A 14,611-nucleotide genomic window follows, 5' to 3' on the forward strand; every position below is an offset into this window, starting at 1 on the left:
GATTATGAAGCTATGGAGTGAGAGGATTAAGGGGAGAGAAGTTCTTGAAGTTTTAGGGTGTGAGAGAGTTCCATTAACTGAGGCTTTGAATGAAATTATTGCCTTATCAATTGAATATATTGAAAAGGAGTTGTATGATATTGAATTGATGGATGATGTTTGTGATTACTACCAAAAGGATATTTTAAGTATTGATAAGCTTATTGAAGGTAGTGCAAGGATAAAATTAGGCTTAGATACAAGAAATCATGCTAAATATTGGTTGTTAGAGGTTGTTAATTGGTTTGCTGGAAATAGGTATGATTTGAAAGATGATGAGATTAGATTAGGCAATAGATTAAGGGATTGGATGAATATTGGTGTCTCTTTAGTAATTCCTAAGGAGTTAAAGCCAAAGTTTGATGAGTTTTATAAAATGGCTAAAGAATTTGATTGGGAGTTGGAGATTAGGGATAATGTCATGTTTAAAACAACATTGAATTGTAAGGAGGTTTATGTTGTCATGTTGATGGGGGATGTGGTTAATGAGAGGTTGGATAGCATTTTAGATGGTGGGGGAGTTTTTGATTTGGGAAAGAGGGTTGTTTGTGATGATGAATGGTTTAGTGGGTGGTTAGTTAAAGATATTGATGTTAATAAAAAGTATGTTGGAGGTTTTGGGAGTGTTGTGTTTGAAGAGCCGGGTAATTCTGGATATTTCAGTGGAGAGTGTTTTAATAAGAGGAAAGATTACAAAAATAGGAGGGATTGTGACGTTGATGATATACTTTGGCTTGTTGAACGTATTTTATCTCCAAATGGAATAAAATACAGAAATTTTGGTAATGGAATAGATGATTTGGTTAGAGATGTTGAGAAAATCATTGAATTGGTTGAAAAATTGTATAAAACCATTGAAAAACTAAAAAATGATGTAAAGGTTGGAGATATATCAAAAATTAATAAAAGTTTGGATGATTTAGAGTGGAATGTTTATAAGATTGAGGATTACATTGATTCAATTAAAAATAGGCGTTATAAACCAATATTTGAGTGCATAATCAATTCATTAGCAGATAATAATAAGATAAACAATGATACAATTAAGTGGGCTGAAAACAGACATTTGAGAGTTAATAAGAACCTTAAAATAGTTTATGATTTGTTCATTGCTATTTCAGAGGTTATTGAAGGTTGTAAAAATGTAGTAATGAATAAAAATCTTCCAGATTTCATTGTTCGTAGGTTGAATATAATAAATACCTTTATTGAAAAGCTATGCAACGATATTTTAAGCATAAGAGAAAATGAGGGTAAAACGTTGGGTTGTGTATTGTCAAAGTTGTATAATTCTGACAATGGAGAGAAATTAGCTAATGAGGTTAAGGAAATAGTTGATTCGTTGTATTTTGATTGCTATGATGCCTTTGTTAATACGATTGGAGAGTATGAGTTTAGATTTATAAAAAATTTGGCTTCAATGAGTTTGATATATGATTATGCAAAGGAGTTAAAGAAAGATGATGAAAAGGAGTTATTTAATCATATAATCTTTAAAATTTTAAAAATAATGGATTTGATGTTAAGGAGTATGATATTATTGAGACATTATTGAATATTAGGAAGAATTTATCATTATTTGATGATATGGAAGTTAGATACTTTGATATAGAGTTAATGGAGATTGTTAGGGGATTTTTAGAATGTTCTAAGAAAGAGGAGTTTTATAATAATGTAATGATGTTGAAAGAGTTTGTTGAGAATTTAAGGGATGTAGATATGAGGTTGAAAATGTTTAAAGGCAATTTTCCTATCAAATTTGAGGAAATTAAATATTTGTTTGAATAAAAAGAATAAAATTTATAAGTGGAAATATAGGGATAATATTAATTGTGAGAGAAGTAATAATCATAGGGGGATTGTTATGGAGGGGAGGGAGTTTTGGAAGTTGTTGGAAGAAGGTTTTTAGAGGAAGCAAATAGAAAAAAGCTGGATATTTCAGAGAATCAGTTAAAATCCGTAATCTGATTTGATAATAATTTTTGAGAGGTGGGATTGTGATAAATAAAGAAGCTCTAAAAGAAAAAATAATAGAATATTTTAAAAATAAACATAAAGATGAGTGGGAGCGTGATAAAGAGAGGATTATAAGAGATATTGACGCATTGATTAAAGATGGAGAGTTGATTAAAAGTTATAATGATGAGTCTATTAGAACATTAGGAAAAAATCTAAATGATAATGTTCTTAAAATGTTAGAGAGTGGAGAAATAGACAGAGCTAAGGAATTTGTAATGGAGATTATAAATCATCCAGAATATGAAAAAACTACAACCGTATACTATGCATTAAAATTGCTAAAAGAAGAAACCATTAAAAGAAATCTACATATAACTCCATATCAAAAAGATTCATACAAAAATGCCACATTTTTTGAAGTTTATTTAGATGATAAAATTTTATCAGATAGAAGATTGTTTATTTCATCATTTTCTAAACTTGAGAGGTTATTCTATGAGGTAATGTATATTGCTAAGGTAATTAGGAATAAAAGTGGGGCTAAATGGAGGGGAATTACTAATAAAGAACTTATAGGTATTGTTGCAAAAGTTGCGTGGTCATTTAATAGATGGAGAGGGATAAGCCAAGATTTAAAGGAATTTCATCTTAGAAATAGATACGGTTATGATTTTGTAAAAAAATTTGGATATGCTCATGAATTTTGGAATTTTAATGAGGAATTTGATTCAGAGTATTATTATGGATTCGTTCAAACAACAAATAATCCAGTTGAATTTATTGGAAAAAATGGGTTAATAGTATTTATATCAAAGAATGTTGTAGATGGGAAATGGTATTTTGTTGGATTTTATGGAATAGGAGAATACTTAAGAGATGAATATGACACTCAAAAAAGGATAATAGATTTACTTCCAGAAGAAATTAAAAAGAATATTAAAAACCATATTGAAGAATCAGAGGGTAAAGAAAGAGAATATCTTGAAAGAGTGATAAGTGGTGAAGAAACATATAAAGCAAATTTACGAAGTAAAAAAGAATATTCTACAGTTTTTGATGAGGATGCCTATGTGGAGATTTCTACAAAGGACATTTCAGTGGGGCAGGTAGGATTTTCATATATTGGACAAAATGAAAATATAAAACCAGAGACAATAAAAAGGATTCTAATGAAAGCAAAGGAAAATCATGAAAATCTTTTAAAACAGAACTTAGATGAAAATAGAAGAAAAGAAATAGAAAGAATTATTGAAAAAATAGACAAAGTTTTAGAATTGTATTTTAAAGATATTGAAAATAATAGTGGGGGTGGTACTATTCCAGAAGAATTAAAAGAGAAAATAGACAAAATTTTAGATAATAAAGGACAAATTATACTTTATGGTGTTCCTGGAACTGGAAAAACATGGTTAGCATGGAATTATGTTAAAGAAAAAACTGGAAATGATGATAGTAAGTATGAGTTTATAACATTTCATCAATCCTATTCCTATGAGGACTTTATTGAGGGCTTTAGACCAAAAAATGATAAAAATGGAAATATTACCTATGAAGTTGAAGACGGAATATTTAAGAAAATGTGTATTTTGGCAATTTGGGAGGTTTTAAAGGATAAAATTTTTGAGAATGTTAATTTTTACAAAGTATCATTAGGAGAAAAACATGAAAAAGAAATATTTGATTATTGCATTGAAAATAATGAAATAGCAGTTGGTTATAATGATGATACCGATTATACTGGATGTAAAACCATAGAAGAATTAAAGGAAAAAAGAAATAAAGATGAAGGATTTGAATCAATTAAAAATATTGTATTGGAAATGAAAAAAGGGGATATTGTATTAGTATCTTATGGTTTGGATAAAATACGGGCTATTGGTAAGGTTGTTGGTGATTATGAGTATAGAAAAGATTCACCACTTAATAAATATGGGTTTTATCAATTTAGAAAAGTGAAATGGCTTTGGATTGGGAAAAATGAGGATGAATACATTAATGTAAAAGACATACGGGATACCAACTTTTGGCAAAATACCCTATACAAATTAGATAAAAATAGTTTGAATATTGAATTCCTCAAAGAATTTATAATAAATAATCTTCCTTATAAAGAAATTAAAGAAATCGTTGTTAAAAAACTAAAAGAGCATAAAAAATCAAAAAATGTATTCAAAGAAGGGTACTTTGAAAATGCACCAAAATACTACCTAATAATTGATGAAATAAACAGAGGAAATATATCAAACATCTTAGGAGAGTTAATAACACTCTTAGAGATGGACAAGAGATTAACGGGCAAAAATGAGGTTATAGTTACATTGCTATATTCAAAAGAGCCGTTTGCAGTTCCACCAAACTTATACATTATTGGAACAATGAACACAGCAGATAGAAGCATTGCCTTATTAGATATTGCCTTAAGGAGAAGATTTGGATTTATAGAAATTGAGCCAGAAGGGGAATTATTAACAGAAAATAAGTTATTAGAAAATTGGAGAAAGATATGTAAAAAAATGAGGAATATCAAAAAATTGAAAATGAGATTAATGAATTATTTAATGAGTTAGGAAGTGCTGAATTCCTTAAAAATCTCTTAGAATCTATAAACAAAAAAATTGTTAAGTTAAGAGACAGAGACCACAGAATAGGACATTCATACTTCTTAAAAGTTAAAAATATTGAGGATTTAAAGTTTGTTTGGTTCTATGAAATTATTCCATTGTTGGAAGAATACTTCTACAATGATTGGAAGGGTTTAAATGATGTCTTAAAAGATTTTGTTGAGGAGGAGAGAGTTGATAATGAACCAATATATAGAATAAAAGGATCTGAAGAATTTGATGATGATAATTTCGTTGAAACCTTAAAAAAATTAATTTCGGAAAAATAACAGTAATCAATCATCGAACAGCCAATAAGGGGAGGGGAATGACTAACTTAATTACTTTTTATGAACATCAACTTATAAAGTTTGGAGATAAAGAGTTATCAAAGCTAAATTTGGGTGAAAATGAAATTATTGAACTTTTTAAAACAATAAATAGCAGAAATACTTTGGTTGAAGATGTTGAAGACAAAGAATTTGATAGCATATTTAGAATTTATCCCAATGGAATAAAAGCAAAACAATACGTTGGATTTGTAGCAGTTGATAATAAAGTTATTCAAGTCCTACCAAAAGTTTTCCAATATTGTAACTATGAAAATAAAGATAAAATACTTGCCTTTATAAAAATGATGAACTTTGCATACGATTTAAATATCAAAGAGCAAGAATTAGCAAAAGTTAAAGATATTGCTTCAACTCCAGTAATTTATGAGATTTTTATCTATCTCTTTGCCTATTCTCTATTAAATGAAATTAAAAGAGGATTTTATAAATCTTATATAAAAGTTAGAGAAGAGAAAAAATTCCTAAAGGGAAAATTGCTGATAGATAAGCAAATAAGAAAACTACCACATCAAAGGCATAAATTTTCAATAGAATATCATGAATTCACTGAAAACAACCTTTTAAATCAAATATTTTACTACACAACATATATTTCATTGAAAAAGACAAAATGGAGAGAGAATAAAAAGCTTCTTAGTGAGTTAATGTTAATCTTTGAGGGCATTAACCTAAGAAAGATAACTATCCATGATTTTAAGAGGGTGCATTTTACTCGGCTAAATGAAAGGTTTAAAAAGCCATTCAATTTGGCTAAAATTATCTTATCAGCATTTGGAGAGATTGATGGAGAAGATGCTATTGGATTCTTTGTAGATATGAATGATTTATTTGAAAAATTTATTTGCTCAATATTATCAAAGAGTTTAGGCTTTGAAATAAAATATCAAAGCAAATTTAAGTTGTTTAAGGAAGTAAAAGGGATAAAAAATATTGAACAAAAACCAGATTATGTTGTTTATAAAGATAACAAGCCAGTATTAGTTTTAGATGCAAAATATACTGAAATTAATAGAGAATATGAAAAACCAAAACTACCTTCCGATATGTTAAGGCAAATCTATACCTATGCAAAATACTACACTTTAAAATGCAATTATAAGATTAGATCAGTTTTAATATTCCCAAAATCTAAAAAATACAATGATTTTAATAGTAAAGCAATAATTGGAGAGGCAACATTCTTTGATAATGAAATAAATCTATATGTATTGACCTATAACCTTAAAAAGCTGATTGAAGGAGACGGAATTGATGAAGAGTTTATAAATTGCATTAAAAAATTAACTGAAAATAAAGGGGAGGGCTTAGAATGAAAATAACCATTTATGATGGAGCTGACACTATAGGAGGAAATAAAATCCACATAGAAGAGAATGGCAATGGATTATTCTTAGATTTTGGGATGAACTTTGTCAAATATTCAAAATACTATGAAGAATACCTTAGTGAAAGACCTGCAAGAGGCATCTATGACCTATGGCATCTCAACTTAATACCAAAACTAAACATTTATAGAGCTGATTTAATCCCAAAGGATTTAAATATAGCTCAATATCCAAAAATTCCTATTAATGCTGTTCTAATAAGCCATGCACATCTCGACCATGTTGGAAATATAGCAATCCTCAATGAAAAAATTCCAATAGTTGCATCTCCAATCACAATAACAATCTTAAAGGCATTAAGAGATACTTCAATCAGCAACCACTTAGGAATGGATTTACCATACTACAGCATTAAAAAACAGAAAGAAAATGGCTATGTCCTTGAATCAGATAGAAAATCACCATATCTTTCAAGAAAAGTTATTTTGACAGAAGATAACAATAAAGTTGAGGATTTTATCTTCTACAGACCCAGGCAGAATTCATCTTCAAGGGTAAAAAAGATTGAGAAGAATGATATTAAAACCCTCAGCGAAGAAGATTTAGGCTTTGAAATTAAAGCATTTAACATAGATCACTCAATCTATGGTGCTGTTGGTTATATTGTTGAAGGAGATACTGTTTTAGCATACACTGGAGATTTCAGATGCCATGGAAAGAACAAAAATGAAACAAAAAAGTTTATTAAAGAGGCAAAGAATGCAAGCATCTTAATTACTGAAGGAACAAGAGTCAATAGAGATAACGATACAAATATCACTGAAGAAGACGTTTATAACAATGCATTAAAGATTGTTGAAAATGCTAAGGGGTTGGTTATTGCCGATTTCTCACCAAGAAACTTTGAGAGATTAGAGATATTTAAAGAAATAGCTAAAAGAACTGGTAGAGAGCTAATTATAACTACAAAAGATGCGTATTTCTTAAATGCCCTAAAAGATGTTGCGGGCATTGATATAATTGATGAACATATAAAAATCTATAAAAATCTTAGAAGCACACAGCAAAAATGGGAGGAAGAGATATACAATTTATATGAAAGCCATTTTATCTCCCCATTTGAGATTAGAAATAACCAAGAAAATTACATTTTATGCTTCTCATTCTATGATATGCCTCATTTATTGGATGTCAATCCAAATGGTGGGGTTTATATTTATTCATCAAGTGAGGCGTTTGGAGAGGAGCAAGAATTCAGCTTCCTAAGATTATGGTACTGGCTTAAACACTTTGGCTTTGAGATTTATGGTTTTAGAGTTAATGAGTATGGAAAGCCAGTCTTTGATAAATCCCTACATACTTCTGGGCATATTTCAAAAGAAGGGCTAAGAAAAGTTATAGAAAAGATTGACCCAAATTACATTATCCCAGTTCATACAGAAAACCCAGAGTTGTTTAAATGGGCTTTTGGAGATGACGTTCTATTACTAAAAAATGGGGAAAGTTTAAAATTGTAAATAAAAATTTTCATAACAAATCTCTTAAAATTCTAAATCCTAATCCAATATTTAATGACTTTAAAACCTTTAATGCCAAAGATGCCTGTCTATCCATATCTCCATGCTTGTTTATGTAGTCAATTAAATCACTTCTTGCCAACTTTCCAATAAGCTCATCTAAAGTGTCATTTCCTAATTTTAAAAACAATTTCCTAACTAATAATCCATTCTTTATCTCATTTCCGAAACTCTCTTTCCATTTTTTATCATAGAGTGCCAAACTATTTATCTCTCCATTTAAATATTTGCTGATAACCTCTCCAGCTATCTTTCCTCCAATCGCACCAAAATACAGCCCTCCCCCACTTAGGGGCTTTATATGACAAGCGGCATCTCCAACAAGCAGAACGTTATCTTTAAAGGCTTTATCTAAATAACCAATTGGCAAAGAACCAGTAGAAAATTCTGTTATTATAGCATTTTTTAAAATTTCCTTTGCTATCTCATGTTCAGTTATAAATTTCATGAGTTTGTTGTAGCAGTTGCCTTTATCTATTAAACCAACCCTAACCCTATCCTTCCCCATTGGAATAATCCAAGTAAAAAATCTCTCTGAATATCTTCTATCTAAAAAGATATATACAAAGTCATCATCTACCTCAGCATTAACCATTTCAAACTGACAGCTTGACAAAATCTCCCTATTTTTGTTATTTACCAATCCCAATCTTTTACCAGTTATTGTTTTAGCACCATCAGCTCCAACAATAACTTTTGGTTTTAGAACTATATTTTCACCAAGATGAGTTATTTTAACTTTATAGCCGTCTTTATCTTTCTCAATTTCTCCATAAGCCTTTAACAAAAAATCACATTTTTTTGCTGCCCTAATGGCTATATCCTTATCCATAACCTTTCTTTCAAAAACATAAGCCCTAACTTTTTCATTCCCAATCTTTACCATATTGTTTTTTGTAAATATATAAGCCCCTCTAATCTTATTAACTACTCCTTTAGGATTTCCAAGCTCTTTAACTCCATTTTTGCTAATTAAGCCAGCACATTGTAAAGGGACTCCAATGCTCTGATGCTCTTCAACAATCAAAACCCTACCATTTTTTATATATTCTCCCGTTATACAACCAACTGGCCCCCCTCCAATAATTACAACATCATAATCGTTGCTATTCATTTCCTCACCAACGGAAAGATTTATATACTTTCTAAATGTAAAGTTAATGCCTGTATATTTGGATATCCAAGATTAAAGAATTGGTGAAATTATGGATACAGCGTTATTTCTTGGTTATTTGTCAATTCTTTTTGCTGGAGGTGCCATAATAGCAAAGATTGCTAAAAAGATTGGCATTCCAGATATCCCTCTCTTGTTGATATTTGGGCTCATACTATCTATATTTAACGTTATACCAAAAAATATTGTTGAAAGTTCTTTTGATTTTATTGGAAACTTTGGGTTGATAATTTTACTGTTTATTGGTTCTTTTGAGATGGAATGGAGTGTTATGAAGAGAGTATTGGATGTTATTGTAAAGCTCGATATATTAGCTTTATTAATTGTTTGGGTTATTTCAGGAATCGTATTTAACTTTGTGTTCCATCTACCAATTTTATCATTAATTGGTTTGCTATTTGGAGCTATCGTTTCTGCTACTGACCCAGCTACTTTAATACCAATATTCTCTAAGATGGACATAGACCCTGAGGTTGCAATAACTTTAGAAGCTGAAAGTGTATTTAATGACCCATTAGGTATTGTTGTAACATTAATATCTTTATCACCTCTAGGATTGGCTAAAGCAGAAAATCCTTTACTTGAGTTTATTTCACTGGCTGTTGGTGGAATTATACTTGGACTAATTGCTGGTAAATTCTATGAATGCATTATATCAAAAATCAGGTTTGAAGATTATATTGCTCCATTTACATTGGGATTGGCTATTGCTTTTTGGTATTTTGGTGAAAGTATCTTCCCATCAATAACTGGATATGAAATCAGCGGGTTCATGGCTGTAGCTATAATGGGGCTTTATATTGGTAATGTTATAGTACATAAAGAAGAACATAAAGAAGACATGGAAAAAGTTGCAATATTCTTTGATGAGGTATCAATATTTATTAGAATATTAATCTTCGTATTACTAGGAGCCAGCATTTCAATTCCATTATTAGAAAAATATGCTGTCCCTGCATTTATATGTGCATTAGGTTCTATACTTTTGGCAAGACCCGTTGGTGTTTTGATAGCTACAGCTATTCCACCAATCAGACCACTTGCTGAAAGGATATATTTAGCGTTAGAGGGGCCGAGAGGTGTTGTTCCAGCAACATTGGCGGCAATGGTTTATACTGAAATCATAAAACATCCAAATATAGTCCCAAAAGATATAGCAGCTTTAATGCCTCCAACAGAACTTGCTGGAACTATATTAGTAGCAACCTTTATGACAATAATAGTTAGTGTTATCTTAGAGGCATCATGGGCAAAACCATTGGCAAATATATTATTGAAAAAAAAGAACGTCTCAAGTTCCCAATAAATTTTTTCTAAATTTTTTTCTATTTTTAACCTAAAATTATCTAAAAGGGATATATTTGTGAAATTATGATTTATATAGTTGGAATTGGCCCAGGAGATAAAGAGTATTTAACCTTAAAGGCAATAAAAATCGTTGAAAATGCTGATTTAGTTGTTGGTAGTAAGAGGGCTTTAGAATTATTCAATATAGAAGATAGCAAAAAAATAATCCTAACAAAAAATTTAATTGATGAGTTAAAGGAGATAATAAAAAAAGATGAAAACATAAAAAATAAAAAGGTTGCCATATTATCAACCGGAGATCCATGTTTTAGCGGGCTATTAAAAACTCTATTAAAGATTGGAGCTAAAAAGGAAGATATTGAAGTTATCTCTGGTATTTCATCTATACAAATAGCAGCTGCAAAATTAAAAATCTCCTGGGAGGATTATTATATAATAACCCTACATGGAAAAGAAGAAAATAGGAAAAAGCTTTTAAATTTAATAAAAAGTCATGAAAAAGTCATCTTTTTACCAAACAATTTAAAGGAGGATGCAAAGTTTTTAATAGATAATGGCATAAATCCAGACGCAAAAATCTGGGTTTTGGAGAATCTAACTTACAAAAATGAGAAAATTAGTTTAAAATCTTTAAAAGAGATAGTCAAAGAAGATTTTTCCTACCTAACAGTTTGTGTTTATACTGGAGAAAACGATTAAAAAGACAATAGAGTTTAACTTTGTGGAAACATCTAAAAGCTTAACATCCTTTTCCTAAAAGGTTGAGGAGGAGAATATGATTAGAGAGCTGTTATTAATAGGAGTTGGGGGATTTTTTGGAGCTATTTTTAGATATTTAATCAGTGGGATTGTTCCAGTAAAATTTGGCATACCAACTGGAACATTAATAGTTAATTTAATAGGCAGTTTTATCTTAGGGTTTTTATTATATTGCTCTTTATTTGCTCCAATACCAACTGAATATAAGCTACTTATTGGAACTGGTTTTTGTGGAGCTTTAACAACATTTTCCACATTTTCTTATGAAACCTTTGTGTTAGTTGATGAGGGGTTGTTATTTAAAGCCCTACTAAATATATTAATCAATGTAGTTGGTTGTTTAGTTATGGTTTATTTTGGTAGGGTTTTGGCTTTAGCTATATTTAGGTAGGGTGGAATCGATGATAAAAGCAAAGATTCTAAAGATTTATTTGAAAGAAGGAGACAAATTTAAAGGAGAATTAATGTATAAATACATTATGAAAATACTAAAGAGGGAGAAAATTAGTGGAGCTACTGTTTATAAAGGAATATGTGGTTATGGGGTTAGAGGAATAGCTGAGTTTGATATATTTCGGTTATCTGTAAATCTCCCGGTGATTATTGAATGTGTTGATATTGAAGAAAATATAAATAGGGTTTTACCTAAGTTATATGAAGTCATAAAAAATAATGGGTTGATAGTAATAACTGATTGCTATGTGTATAAAGGTGAAACTCATGAGTAACGCATTAGAAAAAATAAGTAATTTCTTTAAAGAGAGAAATTGGATAAAAATCCTTTTAATAGTTTTAATGCTCATGTTTATGAGTTTTCAGTTAAGGGCTCAGACAGCAGATATGAAATTTGCCCAAAATAATGAATTTTTAAAGAAAATGTTTTCAGATGAACATGGAAGGATGTATCTCCTTGCTATTGATCCTTACTACTACTTAAGGTTGAGTGAAAATCTCTACGACCATGGGTACTGTGGAGACACAATAAAGATTATTAATGGGAAAGAAGTGCCTTATGATTTGTATCAATATGCTCCTCCAGGACATCCAATACCTTGGGAGCCACCAGTTATCTGTTTGGCAACACTAGCTATTTACTATATATGGCATTCTATTGATGCAACTGTAATCATTATGAACGCTGCCTTCTGGGTTCCAGCAGTTTTGGGGATGTTGTTAGGAATACCAATCTACTTCATAGTTAGGAGGGTTACAAATAGCAACATCGGAGGAATAGTAGGGGCTATAGCCATAATATCTGCTCCTGCTTTATTATACAAAACATGTGCTGGATTTGCAGATACTCCAATATTTGAAATTCTACCAATACTCTTTATAGTCTGGTTTATCCTTGAGGCAATACATAGCCAGGAAAAAACAGCTTTATTTAAAAAAGATTTAAAAAATCCAATATCTTTATTTGTAATAGCTGCATTAATAATTGAGTTAATATTTGGGATTTATCTGAATATAGCTTCAGGAGAAAGCATAGTCATCGCCTCAGTATTCTTTTATGCCATCTCCTTAGCGTTTGTTTTGGCAGGTTTAGTAATAGCAGGAATTAAGAAATTAAAAGGTAAAGATGTAGAGTTTGAATTATTTGCTCTATTGGCAGTGATATTAACAGCCGTAGCTCCAAAAATGTGGGGGGCTTGGTGGTATGGATTCGATGTAATTACTGGTTTCTTGATAACCTATATTATTGCCTTAGCACTGCTAAAATCACAGGTAAAGATTAAAGAGTTCATTGATATCGGAAACTTCAAAAATGTTGTTTGTTTATCAATATTTTACATTCTTGGGTCAATTATATTATTAACAGCAATATATGGAGTAGGGACAGCAATTTCACCAATTACCTCACCTTTAGGGTATAATAAAATACTTTCAAGTTACACCCTAACAACTGGTTGGCCAAATGTCTATACAACAGTTGCAGAACTTGCAAAGCCGAGCTCATGGGGAGATATATTTACAAACGCTATTGGTTCAAATACAATAGCAATTGTTGGGATACTTGGAATAGTTTTATCATTCCTATCTTTAAGACATGAAAAAATTAAGTTTGATATAAAATACGCCATATTATTAGCTATTTGGTTAGTAGTAACTTTATATGCTGCAACAAAAGGGATTAGATTTGCATCTTTAGCAACCCCTCCATTAGCAATTGGTTTGGGAATATTTGTTGGGCAGTTGGATAGGGTCTTAAAAATGAAAAACGATACTGCAATAGTCGGAATAGGTATTCCTGCCGGGCTATTTGGATTACTGATGCTTTCAAAATACTCTGCAAAAATCTCCCAAATATTGCTACCAACAACTTATGTTCCAGCAATTGCCTATGGATTTTTAATTGTCTTAGCTTTATTAGCCATTTACAAAATATCTGACATAATCTCAACAATAAATGATAAAAAAGAAACAATAATAAAGATATCTGCCTTACTGCTTTGTATTGGAGTTATTATCCCTCCATTATCTGCTGTAGTTCCATTTTCTGCTGCTCCAACATTCAATAATGGGTGGAAAGCTGGTTTAGATTGGATAAAAGAAACTGCTCCAAAAAATGCGGTTATAACTTGCTGGTGGGATAACGGGCACATCTATACATATGAGGCAAGGAGAATGGTTACATTTGATGGTGGTAGCCAAAACACTCCAAGAGCTTACTGGGTAGGAAGGATTTTCGCCACATCAAACGAAAATCTGGCTATTGGAATAATTAGAATGTTAGCAACAAGTGGAGATGAAGCATTTGAAAAAGGTAGCGTTTTAATGAACTTTACACATAACAATGTATCAGAAACTGTTAAGATATTGAATGAGATTTTGCCAGTAAATAGAAGTACAGCTTATGAAATATTAACTAAGAAATATGGTTTAAGTGATAAAGAGGCAGAATTAGTTTTAAATGCAACACATCCAGAGCATCCAAATCCAGACTATCTAATAACTTACAACAGAATGACAGATATTGCCCCAGTTTGGAGTATGTTTGGATTCTGGAACTTCTCTCTCCCACCAAACACACCAGACAAAAAAAGAGAAAAAGGAGCGTTCTTTAAAGGAACTTCATATTACTTAGGAAATGGCACAATCTTGACTAATGTGAATGTATATGGATATAGTTACGTTACATTGATAAATAATACAAATATCTCTACATATATTGTTCAAAAAATAAACGGTCAAACAAAGATTATAGGCACATTTAAGATACATAAGTTATATATAAAGACACCTTCAGGAGTCAGAGAAATAGTATTAAACAAAGATGGACAGTTGTCAGAGTTTATTAGACTGAACGCTAATGGAGAAGGATATGCATGGTTATCAACAAGAAACTTAGAAGATAGTATTTACGCCAGATTACATTTCTTAGATGGTTATGGATTGAAGCATATAAAGTTGGTTAAAGCAACAATAGACCCAACAGACTTTGGAGTTCAGCCAGGATTCAAGATTTATAAGGTAGATTATGGAACTGACTATCTTAAATAATTAGTTTCATTTTTCT

At 30.6% G+C, this 14,611-nt stretch carries 12 protein-coding genes; 11 read left to right on the forward strand and 1 reads right to left on the reverse strand.

The window, feature by feature from the left end; translation table 11 throughout:
- The first annotated feature begins 4 nt into the window (after positions 1–4).
- From MFS40622_RS02625 to MFS40622_RS02645, 6 genes are all read left to right on the forward strand, one after another.
- The gene (locus tag MFS40622_RS02625) at positions 5–1,594 is read left to right on the forward strand and encodes a hypothetical protein (RefSeq protein WP_156769984.1); all 1,590 of its coding nucleotides are present in this window, start codon (positions 5–7) and stop codon (positions 1,592–1,594) included.
- Positions 1,591–1,827 (forward strand): hypothetical protein, encoded by a 237-nt coding sequence (locus tag MFS40622_RS02630; RefSeq protein ID WP_048197422.1) that lies wholly within the window; start codon positions 1,591–1,593, stop codon positions 1,825–1,827. Before MFS40622_RS02625 ends, MFS40622_RS02630 begins: the two co-directional genes overlap by 4 nt.
- 209 nt (positions 1,828–2,036) lie before the next feature.
- Positions 2,037–4,565: an AAA family ATPase gene (locus tag MFS40622_RS09785; RefSeq protein WP_052292124.1), complete on the forward strand. Its 2,529-nt coding sequence runs from the start codon at positions 2,037–2,039 to the stop codon at positions 4,563–4,565.
- A 155-nt stretch (positions 4,566–4,720) separates the two neighbouring features.
- Entirely contained in the window at positions 4,721–4,888 is a 168-nt protein-coding gene (locus tag MFS40622_RS09570; protein WP_198003853.1) for a hypothetical protein, read from the forward strand.
- Positions 4,889–4,926: 38 nt separating this feature from the next.
- Positions 4,927–6,264: an McrC family protein gene (locus MFS40622_RS02640; RefSeq protein WP_012980132.1), complete on the forward strand. Its 1,338-nt coding sequence runs from the start codon at positions 4,927–4,929 to the stop codon at positions 6,262–6,264.
- Entirely contained in the window at positions 6,261–7,793 is a 1,533-nt protein-coding gene (locus MFS40622_RS02645) for an MBL fold metallo-hydrolase (protein ID WP_012980133.1), read from the forward strand. The genes MFS40622_RS02640 and MFS40622_RS02645 overlap by 4 nt, the downstream gene beginning before the upstream one ends.
- A gap of 10 nt (positions 7,794–7,803) precedes the next feature.
- On the opposite strand, the gene MFS40622_RS02650 is transcribed toward MFS40622_RS02645, so the two are convergent.
- Positions 7,804–8,967, reverse strand: coding sequence for a geranylgeranyl reductase family protein (locus MFS40622_RS02650; RefSeq protein WP_012980134.1), 1,164 nt, complete (start codon positions 8,965–8,967; stop codon positions 7,804–7,806).
- A 91-nt stretch (positions 8,968–9,058) separates the two neighbouring features.
- Here MFS40622_RS02650 and MFS40622_RS02655 point away from each other — a divergent pair, with 91 nt between their 5' ends.
- The 5 genes from MFS40622_RS02655 (at position 9,059) to MFS40622_RS02675 (ending at position 14,595) form a co-directional block, all read left to right on the forward strand.
- Positions 9,059–10,333: a sodium:proton antiporter gene (locus MFS40622_RS02655; protein ID WP_012980135.1), complete on the forward strand. Its 1,275-nt coding sequence runs from the start codon at positions 9,059–9,061 to the stop codon at positions 10,331–10,333.
- 65 nt (positions 10,334–10,398) lie between these two features.
- Positions 10,399–11,034, forward strand: coding sequence for a cobalt-precorrin-7 (C(5))-methyltransferase (locus tag MFS40622_RS02660; RefSeq protein ID WP_012980136.1), 636 nt, complete (start codon positions 10,399–10,401; stop codon positions 11,032–11,034).
- Between the two features lie 76 nt (positions 11,035–11,110).
- On the forward strand, positions 11,111–11,485 hold the full coding sequence (gene crcB, locus MFS40622_RS02665) for a fluoride efflux transporter CrcB (RefSeq protein ID WP_012980137.1): 375 nt from the start codon (positions 11,111–11,113) through the stop codon (positions 11,483–11,485).
- 10 nt (positions 11,486–11,495) lie between these two features.
- The gene (locus tag MFS40622_RS02670; RefSeq protein ID WP_012980138.1) at positions 11,496–11,822 is read left to right on the forward strand and encodes a DUF190 domain-containing protein; all 327 of its coding nucleotides are present in this window, start codon (positions 11,496–11,498) and stop codon (positions 11,820–11,822) included.
- A complete protein-coding gene (locus MFS40622_RS02675; protein ID WP_012980139.1) occupies positions 11,815–14,595 on the forward strand; it encodes an STT3 domain-containing protein in 2,781 nt (926 codons plus the stop codon). The genes MFS40622_RS02670 and MFS40622_RS02675 overlap by 8 nt, the downstream gene beginning before the upstream one ends.
- Positions 14,596–14,611: the final 16 nt, after the last annotated feature.

The organism is Methanocaldococcus sp. FS406-22 (assembly GCF_000025525.1).
Taxonomy (GTDB): Archaea; AGJL01; Methanococci; order Methanococcales; family Methanocaldococcaceae; genus Methanocaldococcus.

Bases quoted from the DNA above. Each gene is read 5' to 3' on its own strand.
- MFS40622_RS02625 (WP_156769984.1), top strand. From the start codon at position 5: ATGAAGCTATGGAGTGAGAGGATTAAGGGGAGAGAAGTTCTTGAAGTT.
- MFS40622_RS02640 (WP_012980132.1), top strand. From the start codon at position 4,927: ATGACTAACTTAATTACTTTTTATGAACATCAACTTATAAAGTTTGGA.
- MFS40622_RS02645 (WP_012980133.1), top strand. From the start codon at position 6,261: ATGAAAATAACCATTTATGATGGAGCTGACACTATAGGAGGAAATAAA.
- MFS40622_RS02650 (WP_012980134.1), bottom strand. From the start codon at position 8,967: ATGAATAGCAACGATTATGATGTTGTAATTATTGGAGGGGGGCCAGTT.
- MFS40622_RS02655 (WP_012980135.1), top strand. From the start codon at position 9,059: ATGGATACAGCGTTATTTCTTGGTTATTTGTCAATTCTTTTTGCTGGA.
- MFS40622_RS02660 (WP_012980136.1), top strand. From the start codon at position 10,399: ATGATTTATATAGTTGGAATTGGCCCAGGAGATAAAGAGTATTTAACC.
- crcB (WP_012980137.1), top strand. From the start codon at position 11,111: ATGATTAGAGAGCTGTTATTAATAGGAGTTGGGGGATTTTTTGGAGCT.
- MFS40622_RS02670 (WP_012980138.1), top strand. From the start codon at position 11,496: ATGATAAAAGCAAAGATTCTAAAGATTTATTTGAAAGAAGGAGACAAA.
- MFS40622_RS02675 (WP_012980139.1), top strand. From the start codon at position 11,815: ATGAGTAACGCATTAGAAAAAATAAGTAATTTCTTTAAAGAGAGAAAT.